12 protein-coding genes and 1 pseudogene are annotated in these 15,964 nt (G+C 55.0%); 12 read left to right on the plus strand and 1 reads right to left on the minus strand.

Annotated features, from left to right (window positions below; genetic code table 11):
* From AC5DDB_RS24990 to AC5DDB_RS25025, 8 genes and pseudogenes are all read left to right on the plus strand, one after another.
* A pseudogene (locus AC5DDB_RS24990) lies at positions 1 to 1,381 on the plus strand (hypothetical protein); the annotation flags it as partial.
* An 854-nt stretch (positions 1,382 to 2,235) separates the two neighbouring features.
* Positions 2,236 to 2,715 (plus strand): hypothetical protein, encoded by a 480-nt coding sequence (locus tag AC5DDB_RS24995; protein ID WP_491742487.1) that lies wholly within the window; start codon positions 2,236 to 2,238, stop codon positions 2,713 to 2,715.
* A gap of 79 nt (positions 2,716 to 2,794) precedes the next feature.
* A complete protein-coding gene (locus AC5DDB_RS25000; protein ID WP_491742488.1) occupies positions 2,795 to 4,060 on the plus strand; it encodes a putative sensor domain DACNV-containing protein in 1,266 nt (421 codons plus the stop codon).
* Between the two features lie 152 nt (positions 4,061 to 4,212).
* A complete protein-coding gene (locus tag AC5DDB_RS25005) occupies positions 4,213 to 4,749 on the plus strand; it encodes a sigma-70 family RNA polymerase sigma factor (RefSeq protein ID WP_491742489.1) in 537 nt (178 codons plus the stop codon).
* Positions 4,746 to 6,134 (plus strand): iron dicitrate transport regulator FecR, encoded by a 1,389-nt coding sequence (locus tag AC5DDB_RS25010; protein ID WP_491742490.1) that lies wholly within the window; start codon positions 4,746 to 4,748, stop codon positions 6,132 to 6,134. The genes AC5DDB_RS25005 and AC5DDB_RS25010 overlap by 4 nt, the downstream gene beginning before the upstream one ends.
* Positions 6,135 to 6,255: 121 nt before the next feature.
* A complete protein-coding gene (locus AC5DDB_RS25015) occupies positions 6,256 to 8,988 on the plus strand; it encodes a DUF1592 domain-containing protein (protein ID WP_491742491.1) in 2,733 nt (910 codons plus the stop codon).
* 56 nt (positions 8,989 to 9,044) lie between these two features.
* Complete coding sequence (locus AC5DDB_RS25020; protein ID WP_491742492.1) at positions 9,045 to 9,437, plus strand: four helix bundle protein; 393 nt, start codon at positions 9,045 to 9,047, stop codon at positions 9,435 to 9,437.
* On the plus strand, positions 9,434 to 10,765 hold the full coding sequence (locus AC5DDB_RS25025) for a DUF1552 domain-containing protein (protein WP_491742493.1): 1,332 nt from the start codon (positions 9,434 to 9,436) through the stop codon (positions 10,763 to 10,765). The genes AC5DDB_RS25020 and AC5DDB_RS25025 overlap by 4 nt, the downstream gene beginning before the upstream one ends.
* Here the strand turns inward: AC5DDB_RS25025 and AC5DDB_RS25030 are convergent.
* Complete coding sequence (locus tag AC5DDB_RS25030) at positions 10,762 to 11,142, minus strand: hypothetical protein (protein WP_491742494.1); 381 nt, start codon at positions 11,140 to 11,142, stop codon at positions 10,762 to 10,764. The genes AC5DDB_RS25025 and AC5DDB_RS25030 overlap by 4 nt on opposite strands.
* A gap of 42 nt (positions 11,143 to 11,184) precedes the next feature.
* Between AC5DDB_RS25030 and AC5DDB_RS25035 the strand changes: the two genes are divergently transcribed.
* From AC5DDB_RS25035 to AC5DDB_RS25050, 4 genes are all read left to right on the plus strand, one after another.
* On the plus strand, positions 11,185 to 12,165 hold the full coding sequence (locus AC5DDB_RS25035; RefSeq protein ID WP_491742495.1) for a 3-keto-disaccharide hydrolase: 981 nt from the start codon (positions 11,185 to 11,187) through the stop codon (positions 12,163 to 12,165).
* A gap of 304 nt (positions 12,166 to 12,469) precedes the next feature.
* On the plus strand, positions 12,470 to 13,030 hold the full coding sequence (locus tag AC5DDB_RS25040) for a sigma-70 family RNA polymerase sigma factor (RefSeq protein ID WP_491742496.1): 561 nt from the start codon (positions 12,470 to 12,472) through the stop codon (positions 13,028 to 13,030).
* Positions 13,023 to 14,792 carry a LamG-like jellyroll fold domain-containing protein gene (locus AC5DDB_RS25045; RefSeq protein WP_491742497.1) on the plus strand — a complete coding sequence of 590 codons (1,770 nt, stop codon included), beginning with the start codon at positions 13,023 to 13,025 and terminating at the stop codon, positions 14,790 to 14,792. The genes AC5DDB_RS25040 and AC5DDB_RS25045 overlap by 8 nt, the downstream gene beginning before the upstream one ends.
* 68 nt (positions 14,793 to 14,860) lie before the next feature.
* Positions 14,861 to 15,955 carry a kappa-carrageenase gene (locus AC5DDB_RS25050; protein WP_491742498.1) on the plus strand — a complete coding sequence of 365 codons (1,095 nt, stop codon included), beginning with the start codon at positions 14,861 to 14,863 and terminating at the stop codon, positions 15,953 to 15,955.
* Positions 15,956 to 15,964: the final 9 nt, after the last annotated feature.

Below are 15,964 nucleotides of genomic sequence, written 5' to 3' on the forward strand. Positions count from 1 at the left end.
CTGGAACGACGACGGCACCGATGCCGAACTCGTGCCGACGGGTGGAACGGAAAAAGTCTACCATGTCGTCGACGAGTCGATGCCCGGTGGCCGTCGACAGCAAACGTGGCGGTTCGCGAGCCGGACGGAATGCCTCGTCTGCCATACGACTCGCAGCGGTTCGATCCAGGGCTTCCGCATCGAGCAGCTTGATCGAACGGTCGGCTCCGGGCGAGATCAATTAACAGATTTCGTCGAAATGGGACTGTTCGATGACCCTCACGCACTACTCGCGAAGCTCAAGATCCAGCCGCACCCGTTGACCGATCCGTCCGACACCAGTGCTGATCTGCAGACCCGGGCGCGGTCTTACTTGGACCTCAACTGTGCTCATTGTCACATTCGTGGCGGCGGGGGGACGGCGAATTTTGAAGTGCGTCGCGAGTTGCCGCTGGAGAGAACGGGTCTCGTCGGCGAACGCCCGACGCAGGGGACGTTTGAACTGTTCGCTCCGGAAATCGTGGCGGCCGGCGATCCCTACCGCAGCGTGCTGTTCTATCGAATGGCAACGCTCGCCCGCGGCCGCATGCCGCACGTCGGCTCACGAGTCATCGATGAATCCGGTCTTGGCTTAATTCGCGAGTGGATCGCCTCAATGCCCGTGGAACAACCGTCACCGGCTGTCCGGAAATTGCGAAAAGACCAGGCAACAATCCTGGCAAGACTGCGGACGGATGAATCGGCGGCCCGCGAACTACTGGCTTCGACGAGCGGTGCCTTGCAATTGCTAACCGCACTCGACGAAGGCACGCTTTCGCCCCCGGTCCAACAGCAGATCATCGAAGCGGCGACCGCAGACACACTGCCGCACATCCGCGGCTTATTCGAGCGCTTCCTACCGGAATCGCGGCGGTCGAAACGGCTAGGCGAATCGGTCGATCCGACGATGATCCTCAGCCTCAACGGTGACGCCAAACGCGGCCGGGATTTATTCTTGAACGCCACCGGCGTCCAATGCCGGAATTGTCATCAAGTCGGCGAACAGGGACGAAACGTCGGACCGCGTCTGGACGGCGTCGGCAAGCGACTCTCGCGTCGCCAACTGCTGGAAAGCATTCTCGAGCCCTCCGCGGTCATCGACGAGAAGTTCCGCACCTGGCTCGTGCAAACGACAGACGGTCGTGTAATCACTGGACTGCTGATCGAGCGGATGAACCAAATGGTCGTGCTCCGCCGCACCGACGGAAAAGACATCCGTATGCCACCAGCCGATGTCGAGCAATTGGTCCCAGCGCAAAAGTCGCTCATGCCAGACTTGCTCGCCCGCGACTTGACAGCCAAAGAATTGGCGGACCTCCTGAGCTTTCTGCAATCGTTGCAATGCCCGCCGACAAAACCATAGAAGCAGCGTTCCTACGACTACACCTTATCAAGCCAAACGTGCCGTTGCGTCCGTGCCGTCGGAAAATCGGTAACTAAGAACCGACTCGATTGGCGTGACGCAGAATCCTCGCAACCTGATTTCTGCGTCAAGATGACGTCACAGACATAATTGTACCTGAAGGCTATCGTGCGACCGGTACGCTGCCGAAAAGTGATATAACGCCACTGAAAACATGCGTTCAAAACGATCCAGGCGCAGAGATCGTCGACGGCAAGATTGTTGCCTCTTGCAAATATGTTTCTTTTGTCCACTTCGGCGCCGTGTATTGTGAAACAAAACGATCAAATTTTATCGTTGATGACAGGACTCCAAGAATGTTCGCGTTTAGGAGCATGACGCTGGGGGCGAGCTTTGGAATCGCTCCGTGACATCTCGGATTGAGATTCCGCTCCGCGCCAACGCTAAGTCTGGGAGGACGTGCGAGGCCACGCGGACGTGTCGTCTGACAGTACGATTCTCCTTGCGTCGGACGAGTGAATTCGCTAACCACTCAGCCGCGTTCAGCCGGTGTTTTTCAGCCGAAGTACGTGTCGAGCGACTTACAGTTTCGAAATGACCCCAAGGTGTTGCAGGCCGGGCCATCGGCCGCGTGGTGCAGGCAGCTTGCCTGCAAACGGAAGTAGGCTGGCAGCTTGTACTACATTGAGTGTGCGGATATGGGCAGGGTTGTCTGCCGGTGGGCACTCTTTTCCGGTCGATGCTGTTCCAGGTCGAGCGTTCCTCGATTTCGACATTTGGAATGGACTTCGCGTGGGTTTCTGGATGATTGGTCCCTTGCCAGGCTTCAATATCACGAAACACGGAGACTCAAGATGAATAGTCCCACCATCAAATCTGGTCAGTCGAACCTCGACCTCGAAAAACCACTTGCGACGACGTTGCTGCTTCTGCGTCTTGGAGTGGCACTCGTGTTTTTCATGTGGACACTGGACAAGCTCATGAATCCAGAGCATGCCGCGAGTGTCTTCGAGCGATACTATCAAATGCCCGGACTTGGCTCGGCACTGATGGTCGGAATCGGTATCGCTCAGTTGATTTTGGTTCTCGCCTTTGCGACGGGTGCGTTTCGAACAGTTTCGTACGGGCTAATAACAGTGCTCCATACAATTTCCACCGCAAGTTGCTACCAACAGTACATGAATCCGTGGGAAAAACCGAACCTCCTGTTCTTTGCCGCGTTCCCGATGCTTGCGGCCTGTGTCGGACTTTGGTTGCTGCGGAAATGGGACGTTTGGACATTCGACGGGATTCGTGATCGGTCGAAACTTCCCGTGCAACATGTTGAAAAATGAGCTTGATAAAAACGACCGTAAGGCAAGGACGTCGGCCAACGTGTGGAGCGGTCAAGCGATCAGCGAGACCAATGAAAAAATGAATCCATTCTCATCGTATCCAGCCGAGATGGCAACGAACCTCATCAAGCAGTGGAGCCTGCGAGGGCTTTCGGACGATCTGCTGCCCGACACAAAGTTGCTGACGACGTTGCTCGATGTCGGTTATCAGGCGAGCCTTTTGCGCGAGGAAGACGATCCGGTGCGTTGTCGAATCCTATTCGCAAATCCCGAGTACCTTGAGACCCTCACGCCAGATGGACCACGTCCGCATGTGCTAGAGTTTTCGGAACCGGCGACGTTGACCGCTCACAATCTCCGTAAGCTATCTGCGGCAGCGGGCTATTACCGTGCAATGCTGGCTGTTCGTGTTGACAGCGAAAGCCAGCTTGTGATTTGGGGGCTTGTTGTGACCGGAACGGAATGGGTGAATCGAGTGGAAGGCACTCGATTCGACGGCGTGCCGCTGCCGCCCAATCTTGTTATTCATGCAGTCGGTCCCGGTCACCTTGTCGCTGCTTCGGGCTACTCTCGAGTACTAGAGACGCAGCACGGCCAACTTCTAACCGATGGTTTTGATCCCTTTCGGTCAACTTGGTTGTCAGAGCGGTTTGTCAATGTTCGTGCGTCGCTGCTTCAACGATTGCCGCAACCGCAACAAGGACATCCCGAACTCTGCCAGTCGTTCGTGCGAGACGTAGCCCAGAGCGTCGTTCGCCGCACATTGCGACTCGTGCGGAATCGACGACACGGTGGCATGCTGGTATTTCTTCCCGATGGCTCGCATCAAGACGGCACTATCCAGAATTGGTTGCGGTTTCGCGTTGAATTCCGGTCGGACGATTCGACAATGCTCTACCGGCGTCTGATGCTACGATTGATGACCCGCGTCCGGGATGTCGGCAAAGCGATGCAGTTGAGCGTCATCACCTGGGACGACTACCAGCAGTTACGAGACGCAGAGTTACGACGGTTGGACGACGATCTTGTTGAGTTCAGCCACTTTCTCGCCGACCTGATGAACATTGATGGCTCGCTGGTCCTCGACCATAGCTTTCGACTGATCGGGTTCGGCGGAGAGATCCTCGGTAACACACCCGCCCAGCGTATCCATCGCGCCCTCGATATTGAAGCAAACCAATCCACTGTGGAACCGGCCGACTCTTCTGGCACTCGGCATCGTTCGGCTTATCGACTCGTTGAAGGAATCAACAACGCAATCGCCGTCGTGGTCTCACAGGATGGCGACGTGCGGTTTGTTGCCTATCACAATGAGAAGTTGACGTATTGGCCCTACCTGCCGTAACCGTACGTCATCGGCACTGGCCTTTTGGGGAAGTGTGACCACTGCAGGAGTGCGCGGCTAGGCGTTGTCAGGATCTAACGGTGCCAAAAAGGTTTCCAAAAAAACTGCAGATACTTTGCTAATTCCTGGCGAAGTCGCGGAATTACCTATTAATGAGCAATGATCACACACATCTCGATGACCACACCTTGCAGGTTCAGACTCTGTTTGTGCAGCACCAACAGGCTGTCTTAGCATTCGTATTGTCACTTGAACCGGGGATTCATGAAGCTGAAGAGATCGTGCAGGAGACGTTTGTTGCAGTCAGCCGAAAAGCTTCGACGTGGACGGCTGGGACGAATTTCCTTGCCTGGGCGTGTGCAATCGCAAGATTCAGGACTCTGAGTTTGCAGCGTGATCGAGGCCGCAGGAACTGCCGATTGGCGGAGGATGTCGTTGAACTCTTGGCAGAACATGCGGAAGAGGACTTCTCGGTGTTTCAACGACGGGTGTCGACATTGCGTGGTTGCATGAAAGAGTTAGCGCCAAAGGCCCATGAGCTCATCAATCTGCGATACCACGCGGGCTTACTGCCTGAGCAGATCGCAGACGAAATTGGCTGGACTGCCAATGCGGTTCGAGTCGCCCTGACGCGGGCTCGCGCCAGGCTTCGGGAATGTCTCGGGCGCTCAGGGGAGAAGGCACTATGAGCGATGAACGGCTTCATCAGTTGATCGATGCCTGGCGTGATGATGAATTATCTGGCGAACAGGCGGAAGAACTGAATCAGATTCTTCGTAATTCCGAAGAGGCTCGGCGAACGTTCTCGGCTGAGACGCAGTTGCACGGCTTGCTGCATTGTGCTGCGGCGGAAGATGCCATTGAGCGCGTGGCTGATATTCCTGCTGAGACGCTGCAAAGCGGAAGTCGAGCGTTACGCGTCAATTCACGGTCCGCTTGGCTGTTGTTGGTTTCCGGGATTGCCGCAGGTCTAGTCGTCGCAGTGGGAATCCTGTGGTGGAATCGGGCTTCCCTGTCGGCACCTGTTGCGACATTGGCATCCAGTGAGAACGCAGCGTGGGAAAGCGAGTTGCCGACGATGCCGGGATCGGAACTGTCGCCGGGACTTCTAAGTCTGCGGACGGGCGTCGCGACGATTCGATTTCATTCTGGAGCGGAGGTTGTTGTCGAAGCACCAGCGCAATTGGAGTTGGTTTCGCCAATGCGAGCCAAACTGTTTTCCGGAGCAGCGGTGATTGATGTGCCGGATTCGGCGATCGGTTTTGTTATCGAAACTCCCGATGGATATGCGATTGACTATGGGACTCGGTTTGCCGTGCGAGTCGACCAGGAGGAGAAACAGTCGAACTTTGAGATCATCGAAGGCGAGATCGCCGTCCATCACCCCGGGTCAGGCGACGAAGTCCGACTGAGCGGCCAAGGAAAGGGCGCGACGGTGTCCCAGCATGCGGTCGTTGTGGTCGACCTCGAGCGACAGGCGGACACGGCCCGGCGATCGGAGTATGTGATCCGCGTCGGGACAAATGGCCGAACCGGGTCGGCGATGCGACGTGATGAGAAGCGACACAAGTTTATCGAACGAGAGTATTTGTCGGTCAAGCATACAAATAGCGGAAAGTGGGATCACCGCTCTTTCTTTGCGTTCGACGTCAGCGCTGTCGACCTGGACCAAGTCGAATCGGCCCGTCTACGACTCAATTTGGTGCCGTCGACACGTGGACTTGCCTCGCGTTTGCCGAAGATAAATCGGTTTGGGATATATGGCCTGACAAACCGGGAAAAAGATGGCTGGAAGTTTGGCGGCAGTTGGGACGAATCACCAGCACCGGCCGACGGCGTACTGCTCGGCACATTTGAGGTACCGCGGAGCATGCAGCGTGGTACCTTTGGTATTGAGAATAAGGAACTATTGGACTTTCTGAGAGCCAACCGCGACCGACCGGTGACGCTGATCCTCGTTCGCGAAACAACACAGATTGAAGGTGTCGGGGCAGGTTTGACACATCTGTTCGCGAGTGACTCTCACCCAGAATCCGTGGGGCCGATGCTCGAATTTACGACAAAGTCGAAGTGAAGCGATCATCAAAATGTGAGCCGACGGCACTAGCCGCGGGCATTAGAGGGAACGACAGCGGCAGGGGCCCGCGGCTAGCGCCGTCGGCTCACAGCAATCAGAATTTTATCGAACACAAACTATGAAACATTCAACCATATCCACGTTAGCTCTGATTGCTCTCACCCTGTGCTGCAACACGGTCACTGGCCAGACGACGGTGTCGACTTCAAAAGCGATGATGCCGAAGAAGCATATCAAGGTCCTTCGCACGTACTGTTTCGATTGCCATGACTCGGCTTCGAAGGAAGGGCAGCTTGATCTTGAGTCGCTCTCGCTGGAAATTAGTCAAGACATCCCAACAGCGGAGTGGTGGTCGAAGATTCTGGCGGCACTGAATGCCGGCGAGATGCCGCCAATGGATGCCGAGCAGATCACGGATACCGAAAAGGCTGCGTTGCTCGAAGATTTGTCGGTCCAAATGGTGAAGGCTCGCAACATCCTCAGCGACAGCGGTGGCGAGATCACTCTCCGGCGGCTCAATCGACGTGAGTATCAGAACACGCTCGAATCGCTGCTGGGGTTTCGACCGGATGTTTCCAATTTGCCAGCCGATGACGGGACTGGTGGATTTGATACAGCGGGGGCGTCTCTGTTTTTTTCTGCTGACCAGTTTGAGCAGTATCGTGCGACGGCGACGGCGGCATTGAAGATCGCGTTATCCGACCGAAGGAAACCACGATCGCAGACACATCGCGTTGAACCTGAAGAGACTCACTCGAAGGAATACTTTGATCGTCAGGAACAGTTGCTTGACGCCATCAAGAGGGCAGATGCGTTCTTGGCACAGGACTCAAAACCTCCGCAGGATTTCGGTTTTCGCGATGTCGCCCATGCAAAAAAACAATCCGAGCGATCCCGAGTTCATCTCAAGCAGATGCAGGACTACACTCGCCGTCCCGAGGCCAAAGATGGCGCGTTCCTGCTCCGCTACGAAGGGCACAAACGACCGGCGATCAAGACACCCAAAGTCAGCACGGCCGGCGGGCGTTACATCCTGCGAATTCGTGTCGGGGCTTACGACGACTCACCTCAGCGGCAGCGATACGTGGAGTACGCAATAGGCAATCCGAAGGAGTATCAGGTTCTGGGACAGGTGAAGATCCCCGGAACGGTTGCCAAGCCGAGTGTTATCGAAGTCCCCGTCGAGCTGGAACCCGGGACATCGGGGGCGTTTCAAATCCTGTGGCGTGACTACAAGGAGCAGGCGTCCCGATTCGTGACTCACCGGATACAGAGAGAGAAAAACGGAATTGGGCAACTGCCCGTCGTGTGGGTGGACTGGGTGGAAGTTGAAGGACCGCTCTTCGATGAATGGCCAATTTCGGCGAAGGTCGATTTGCTAACATCACAGCGCGACGGTGAGGATAACGCAACTTACGCTCGGCGATTGATCGAATCGTTTGCGACGCGTGCCTTTCGCGAACGGCCGCCAGCCGAAGAGTATGTCGACAAGCTCGTCGAGCGGTATCTGGCGAAACGCAGAAGCGGCCAGAACCATGTCGCATCGATCATCGACAGCTACGCGTTGATCCTGTCTTCCCCCAGCTTTATTTATCTGCTTGAGCCTGGTGAGCCGACGGCTCTAGCCGCGGGCTCTGGCGGCACGCAATCAACCGATGAACAGCCCGAGGCTAGCGTCTACGGCTCACAGCCGAGGAAACTGACCGATCGAGAGCTTGCTGTCCGTCTAGCGTATTTTCTTTGGAGTGCGCCGCCGGATGCCGAACTCTATGCCGCAGCGGAGGCAGGAACACTCTCACGCAGCGAAGTACTTCGTGCTCAGACGAATCGCTTGCTAAAAGATCCACGTTCGGACGAGTTCATCAGCAGCTTTACGCATCAGTGGTTGGACATGGTGCGGTTGGATATGTTCGACTTCGATGCTCGGTTCCATCCGGAGTTTGACCAGGCCGTTCGACGCAGTGCCCGCGAGGAAGTCTATTCCACGATCCGCCGCGTGCTGGATCAGCGATTGCCACTGAGGACGCTATTAAAGGCCGACTTCGTCATGATCAACGATGTGCTCGCGGATTTTTACGGATTGAATGAGCCGACGGCACTAGCCGCGGGCATCCGCGCAATGAACACTGTTGAGCAAAGGCCCGCGACTAGCACCGTCGGTTTACGAAAAGATTTCAGCGAGTTGCCAGTGAAGGGGTCGCACTTCCGCCGGGTGCAAGTTCCCTCAACATCACCTCGTGGCGGGCTGCTCGGGATGGCCGCGATTCACGTCATGGGTGCCGACGGAACACGTTCCGTGCCAGCCGTTCGTGGTGCATGGATTTTGAAGCATCTGTTGCACGATCCATCCCCACCACCACCTGCCAATATTCCTCAGTTGAGTCGCTTGGCAGGTGAACCCCGCAGCGGTCGCGAACTACAAACGCTTCATCAGGATGCGCCGCAATGCGCTCAATGTCACCGCAAGATCGACCCGATTGGATTCGGCTTGGAGAACTTTACGGCCGCCGGTCTTTGGAGAGAAGTTGAGACCGTTTACGTCGATTCGTCGGATGCAAAAAAGTTCAAACTTTCCAAGTCAGAGTCGTTTAATATCGATCCTTCGGGAACGCTGATCCGAGGTGAAGCGTTCAACAACTATTTTGAGCTTCGCGATGCGATTGCCGGTTACGACGACGCCTTCGCTCGCGGATTCACCGAACATCTGATTGCATACGCGCTCGAGCGATCCTACCAGATCTCTGATCACAACCTCGCCAGCGAAATCACACAACAGGCTGCCGAAGAAGGTGATCGCATTGACGCTTTCATCCATGCCCTCGTCCAGTCCAAAGCGTTCCAAAGGAAGTGAGATGTGGGGAGGGGGAGATTGGGAGATTGGGAGAAAGAGAGATGGGGAGGAACGTGATGGAAGATCGAAAAAGGACAATTCGAAAGCACACGGACCTGGATGTGTATCAGCGCGGATTCGACGCTGCGATGAAGGTGTTTCGACTCAGCCAGCAGTTTCCGCCAGAAGAGCGATACTCACTTACTGACCAATGCCGACGTTCGTCACGATCAGTCTGCGCCAATCTGGCTGAGGCCTGGCGCAAACGCAGATATCCAGCGTCTTTTGTTTCAAAATTGTCCGATTCGGAAGCGGAGGCTGCTGAGACTCAGACATGGTTGCAGTTCGCCGTTGAGTGTGAATACGTCGAGGCCGCTGTGGCCCGCGACCTGTATGCCGAATACGACAACATCATCGGCATGCTCGTCAACATGATTAAGAAGCCCGAAGACTGGAGCCTAAACACATGAGGATAAGACCTAATTCCCTCTCACCTTCTCCCCATCCCTCTATCCCTCATTCTCGAAGGGCATTTTTGGCTAGTAGTAGTGCATTCATCGCTCTGCCCTTTCTCGAATCATTCGGATACCGTCGTTTCGCGCGGGCCGCCGAAGCGACGAATGCCGCTCCCAAACGCATGATCTTCTTGGGAATGGGATATGGCGTGACGTCGGAAACTTGGTATCCGAACATGAAAACATCGGGCTATGAGTATGAATTGCCTGAGTCGCTCCGGCCGCTCGCCGAATACAAGAACGATATCACCGTCTTTCAAAACCTGGAGCATGCCAATTCGAGGGATGGTCACTCGGGTTCCACATTTTGGCTCACCGGTGCTGACCGCTACGCGATTCCCGGACAGAGCTTTCACAACACGATCTCTGTCGATCAGGTCGCCGCAGCACAGTTTGGTAACGAGACCCGATTCACTTCACTGCATCTGAACGGGGGGGATGACAGTGGTCATGGTCCCGGATCGATTTCCTGGAATAACCAGGGGAAGCCGATCGCGGGAATGCCGCATCCGGTGGCGATGTATCACAAGTTGTTTTCGTCAGACAACATGCCACTCGCCGAGCGACAGGCGATGCTGGCCGACGAACGTTCGGCTTTGGACACCGTGCTATCTGATGCTCGATCGGTCACTAAAGGGCTGACGAAGACCGACAAAGACAAGATCGACGAATACTTTCAGTCGATTCGAGAAATCGAAATCCGCATCGCTAAGGACGAAAAGTGGCTAACCGTTCCGAAGAAACATCCAGCTCGTCCGATCAAAGAACCGTCGGAAACACTTGAGGGGATTCCTGAAGTTGAAATAGCTTATGACCTGATGTTGGCTGCCATGCAGGTCGATGCTTCGCGTGTCTTTACCTACCGCATGCCGGGCGACAGTTTCGTGAGCAGTCTGGGTTCCAGCTACTCCGTGCACAATCTCAGTCACCATCCCGGCTCTCCCGAACGCACACGGGATTCGATCCTTCGCGATCAGAAGAACGCCGAACTGCTGGCGGGTTTTATTCGGAAACTCAGGGCGTCCAAAGAACCCGATGGTTCCTCGCTGTATGACAATGTGACGCTTGCATTTGGCAGCAACCTGCGCACGGTCCACAGCCTGGATAACTGCCCGACCTTGGTGACAGGCGGCGGTGCCGGATTCCAGCACGGTCGTCACATGGTGCTGGAAAAGAAGACTCCGCTGTGCAACCTTTGGCTCAGCATACTCCGTGGCAGCGGTGTCCGAGCCGATTCGTTCGGTGACTCGACCGGGGTCATCAACGAGTTGTACAAGGCTTAGAGTTCAAAGTCCGTGTATTGTTTTGTTTCGCTCTCGTCTTTGCCAATGTGGATATATACGTTGGTCCATTCGTCTCTTTGGCGGAAAATTGGAGTTGTACGACCTGAAGAATGTCCCGCGTGAGGAACATCACCTGGCTGATACGCCTTCAGAGTAAACACTGCCCCAACCTCAAACTCGGTATTCACCTTGATGAAACGATGCAATTGGCTGATTTTTATCTCCACCTGGCTGCTCGGGCTTTGCCAAATCTTTTTTTGTAGAATTGCGACCGCTGACAAGCACCAAACTTTCTTTGAATCACGATCGAGGACTGCAGTCCGGATCTGTGCTGCTATGGAACCAAAAGAATTCAGACTCCACACGCGGATAGGCATACAAACACTATGAAACACAATCGCATTTCTGACACAAAGAGATTGAATCGAAGCTGGCTCGTTGCATTGGTGATTGGTGCAAGCTTCTTATCAAACGTAGAAGCCGAAGACCTCACCGGCGACTGGTCACTTGAGCTGGAATCCGGTCTGCCTGCCTGGATGCGAGTGGTCGAGGAGGATGGACAGCCGAAGGTCTACATGCGGCTGTATATCGGCCCAACCGGCCCGTACAAGGCCAAGCATGTTGATGGCCGATTGAAGTTTGAGATCCGCAAAAACCCCCAGAATAAGAACAGACAAGCCTCAGTCACCAAAGTGGATGTCGGACTGAAGGATGGAAAACTCGATGGCATTCTGGAACACCAACTCGCCGACGGTACTTCGCAGCGTGATGCGTTCATGGGAAAGAAGGTTCCACCGATGCCCGCGTCGGCCCCAGACTTGTCTAAAGTGCGATTCGGGCATCCGATCTTGCTGTTCAATGGGAAAGACATGAGCGGCTGGCGAACCTACGAGTCCGACAAGAAAAATGGCTGGAGCGTGATCGATGGAATGCTGGTCAACACCACCACCAAGACCGACTTCAGTCCGACCGGCTCCTACGCAAATTTGCGGACCGAAGCGGAATTTGAAGACTTTTGGCTGCACATCGAATTCCTGGTCGAAGAAGCACGGAACAGCGGCATCTATTTGCGAGGAATGTACGAGGCCCAGGTGGTTGATCGCGACAGTCGAATGCAGGGCATCCAGGGAGTCGGCGCGATCTTCGGGGCGATCGCACCGTCCGTCAATGCGGGAAAACCTGGAGGCCAATGGCAAACGTACGACCTGACGCTTGTCGATCGGCACATCACCGTTGTTCTCAATGGCGTGAAGGTCATCGACAACCAACCGATCGATGGCCCTACCGCGGGAGCGATTTACACAAACGCCGCCGCACCGGGTCCGATATATCTACAAGGCGACCATACGTCCGTGTCGTACCGGGACATCTACCTCGCCCCGGTCGTGAGTAAGCCGTGAGGGGGAGTAGCGAGTGAAGCATCCCTCACCAAAGTGACATCCAATAATAAAGTTGATTCACACTACCAATCGCCGTCATAGCGAAAACGGTTGCACTTGCTCGGAATCATAAACCTTCGACCATAGTCCTTTTGTGGCCGAGGGTCCGGATCTCAGCTGAATTGGCTGCTCCTCTTGCGGGATCACTGCCCGTGCTGTTCCGTGGCCGATTTATCGCAAAAATATCGAAAAGCGGCGGTAATTCTGCGTGGCCGCGGAATATCTACACATCGGGACGTCCCGGAACACCTGCAATGGTAAAAAGATGGACCACGAATCAGATCGCGAACAACGATACAACGATTTTGTCGCGTTGTTGGCTCGACATGACCAGTCGATCCGGCGATTCGTGCGTTCGTTGTTGCCATCGCGGGATGGGGTGGACGACGTCGTTCAGGACACCGCCCTCGAATGCTGGAACAAGTTCTCGGAATTTCAACCGGAAAGCCCAGATGATTCGGTTCAAGAATTTATTCGCTGGGCTTGCGTGATCGCCCGCTACAAGGCGATGAGTTGGCAGCGTGACAAGGCGAGAGATCGGCTGGTGTTTCGCGAGAGCGTGATTGAACGGTTGGCTCAGGCAGCAATCGACAACCTCGATCAGCAGAAGTTGGAGCAATCGGCGATTGAATCCTGTCTGAAAAAACTGCAGGACGATCATCGGCGACTCGTCTTGAGTGTTCATTCTTCGGGCGATTCGATTGCGGCCATCGCAGAGGAAACGGGAGAAGCTGCTCGGCGGCTCTATAGTAAGGTCAACGCTTTGCGGAAACGCCTCCTGGAATGTGTTCAACAGCGAATCGCTGCGGAGGTTGGCAATGGATGAAACCACGCGAAATCTGATTTACAAAGCGATTGACCAAATCATTACGCCGGCAGAGTTTGATCAGCTACAGGATGCCATCGAACAGGATGATGAGGTCCGAGCCGAGTACCTGCGGGCCGTTGCACTTTGTGAATCTCTCGGTGAAATCGCTTCGGAAACACGTGAGTCGAACGCGGTAGCGTCGGGCTCCGCCGGTGACAACAAAACGTGGACCGAGCCCACGGCTAGCGCCATCGGACCACATCGGGCGTCGCTGTCGTGGTCGATGATGGGGCTTGCTGCGACGATCCTGTTTGCAGTCGGCGGTACCGCCTTTTGGTTCGGTCTGCAGAAAAACGTAGCGACGAATGTGGCTGATCCTGATGAGCCAAGTGGAGAGCGGAAGGAATTGCAGATCGCGGGACATGCAACGCTGCGACGATCGGTTGATTTGAAATGGTCTGCTAGCAGCACCGAATATCGGGAAGGCGACGTTCTGACGAACGGTCACTTTCAATTCGAGGAAGGCGTTGCGGAGATTGATTTCTTTTGTGGTGCAACTCTGATCTTGGAAGGCCCGGCGGCACTAAACATCGAGTCGGATTGGTCGGTCGAAGTCGAGAGCGGCCGGCTTCGTGCCAACGTTCCTCCGGCGGCACGTGGTTTCATCGTCAAGGCAGCTGGTTCCGAGATTGTCGATCTGGGGACGGAGTTTGCACTGGAAGTGAAATCGGAGAACGCGCGTGTCGAGGTCATCGACGGTGAAGTCGAGATTCGCGGCGGGCAGCACGACGGCAACCATCTCCTGACCGGACAGCGTCAGTGGTTGAAAGGGACCGACACCCCCGAATCGTTCGATGGGCTCAGCACTTTGGATGAGCTGAAGCGTCGAAGAGAAAATGCCGCTTCGGAGCGGCTCGCGACATGGCAGGCACATTCGCAGAAATTGCGACAGGACGATCGGCTGATCGCTTATTTCCCAATTGCCGCGGGCCCTCTCCTTGAGCCGACGGCGCTAGCCGCGGGTGGAGACGGTGGAACGGAATTGCCCGGCAAGCCCGACGCAAACGCGTTCGGCTCACGGACTGTACGCAATGCTGCACGGACCGGCGATCGTCTCGACGGTAAGCTCATCGGTCCGGTGGAGCACGCCAGCGGTCGTTTCGGACCCGAGTCATCCGGGCTGAATTTTGGCCGTCCCGGATCACGTGTTCGCACGCGAATCGATGGCGAGTATCAAGCGTTTTCGTTTGCATGCTGGGTCCGAATCGACAGCCTCGAACACGTCTATAACGCGTTGTTCATGAGCGACGGTTACGAGACGGGAGAGTTGCATTGGCAGATTCGCAACGACGGTCGTCTGATGTTTTCCGTGATGGTGGATGATACTCAGAAGATTCGGCACTTCAGCAAACTCGAGCAGCGTGAAGTCGAGACAGCCGGGCTTGCTCGCGTCTATTACTCCGAACCGATCTGGGATATCTCTAAGAGTGGACAATGGTTTCACCTTGCCGCCGTTTACGACCCGGCAAGCCGTCGGGTGATGCAATACGCCAACGGCAAACAAATCGGCAACCAAGAGATCATCGATAAATTCCATATCGACACTCTGCGAATCGGTGCCGCAGAGATCGGGAATTGGGGACAGCCGTTTCGCAAGACTCCTTGGTTTTCCGTCCGCAACTTAAATGGCACAATTGATGAGCTAGCCATCTTTAATGCCGCACTGACATCAGAAGAAATCACTGATCTTCATGAAAACGGAAAGCCTCTTGGTTACTAACTTCCGTGTGCCAACGCCGCTAGCGTCCTCGGCTCACAATCGAAACAACATTTCAACCGATAAACATCATGAAACTTCTGTCGCTTCTGTCGCTTCTGTTGATCCTAATTCTGTCACATTCAATTTCCGTAAGGGCGGCCGATCCTGTGCCGACCGGCGATGTTGGGCTGACAGCGAAGGATTTGACGTTCGTCGTCGATCAGTCGGACGAATTCAACAGTGATGCCATTGACCTGAAAAAGTGGAATATCGACTCCAAGGACTTTGGCCCCTGGAGTTGGGAACCCGATAACGTCGTGCAACAAGAGGGAGCGTTGCATCTGCGAATGATGCAGAAAGACCATCAACGACGCGGACAGCAATTGCATTACACATCCGGGATGGCTCGCATCGACAAAACGATGACTTACGGTTACTTCGAAGCACGTATCAAAGGTTGCTCTCGTTATCCCGGTGCCTGCCCGTCGTTTTGGCTTTACAGCATCGGTCCGCAAAACCGTTACAAAGCCAGTGATGGGGAAACGGTGGCTTATTCGGAAATCGACATCGTCGAGCTACAACAGAGTGAGTACGACTTCGAGACCAAGAAGCACTTTCCGGTCACTCGCATCGACTGCAACTTGCACACGGTGCTCATCAAAGATGGCAAGCGAGTTTGGAGTCGTCCCCATACCAACCCGGCACTCTGCAAAACATATTTTGATTCGCCCTGGGATCCACGCGAGGACTATCACGTCTATGCGGTCAAGAATACGAAAGAAGAGATCGTCTGGTATATCGATGGCAAGGAAGTCGGACGCAAGCCAAACCTGTATTGGCACTTGCCGATGCACCTGACACTTTCGCTCGGACTGCGTTATCCGTTTGTGAAGTACGAAGACGGCGAGATGGCTCCCGTGCCCGAGAAGACCACAGCCGACGGTTTTCCGACTCAGATGTCGGTCGACTACGTCCGAGTCTGGCGATTCAACAACGCTCCCGCGAGCACGGATTGGTCGAAGCAGCAATACATCGCCAGAGAGAAAGTGAACTGGGAGAAAAACGGTTGGACCTGGAATCAAGCCAAGGTTGAATCCAACTTCGCCGAGATCGACACCAACAAGGATGGCATTGCATCCGGCAAGGAGCGGCAAATGTGGTACGCAAAGAAGAATGGAAATTGATCGGCATGA

This window comes from Thalassoroseus sp. (assembly GCF_984380535.1).

Excerpts from the sequence above, each read along its gene's own strand:
- AC5DDB_RS24995 (WP_491742487.1), top strand. The coding sequence starts at position 2,236 with ATGAATAGTCCCACCATCAAATCTGGTCAGTCGAACCTCGACCTCGAA.
- AC5DDB_RS25000 (WP_491742488.1), top strand. The coding sequence starts at position 2,795 with ATGAATCCATTCTCATCGTATCCAGCCGAGATGGCAACGAACCTCATC.
- AC5DDB_RS25005 (WP_491742489.1), top strand. The coding sequence starts at position 4,213 with ATGAGCAATGATCACACACATCTCGATGACCACACCTTGCAGGTTCAG.
- AC5DDB_RS25010 (WP_491742490.1), top strand. The coding sequence starts at position 4,746 with ATGAGCGATGAACGGCTTCATCAGTTGATCGATGCCTGGCGTGATGAT.
- AC5DDB_RS25015 (WP_491742491.1), top strand. The coding sequence starts at position 6,256 with ATGAAACATTCAACCATATCCACGTTAGCTCTGATTGCTCTCACCCTG.
- AC5DDB_RS25020 (WP_491742492.1), top strand. The coding sequence starts at position 9,045 with ATGGAAGATCGAAAAAGGACAATTCGAAAGCACACGGACCTGGATGTG.
- AC5DDB_RS25025 (WP_491742493.1), top strand. The coding sequence starts at position 9,434 with ATGAGGATAAGACCTAATTCCCTCTCACCTTCTCCCCATCCCTCTATC.
- AC5DDB_RS25030 (WP_491742494.1), bottom strand. The coding sequence starts at position 11,142 with ATGCCTATCCGCGTGTGGAGTCTGAATTCTTTTGGTTCCATAGCAGCA.
- AC5DDB_RS25040 (WP_491742496.1), top strand. The coding sequence starts at position 12,470 with ATGGACCACGAATCAGATCGCGAACAACGATACAACGATTTTGTCGCG.
- AC5DDB_RS25045 (WP_491742497.1), top strand. The coding sequence starts at position 13,023 with ATGGATGAAACCACGCGAAATCTGATTTACAAAGCGATTGACCAAATC.
- AC5DDB_RS25050 (WP_491742498.1), top strand. The coding sequence starts at position 14,861 with ATGAAACTTCTGTCGCTTCTGTCGCTTCTGTTGATCCTAATTCTGTCA.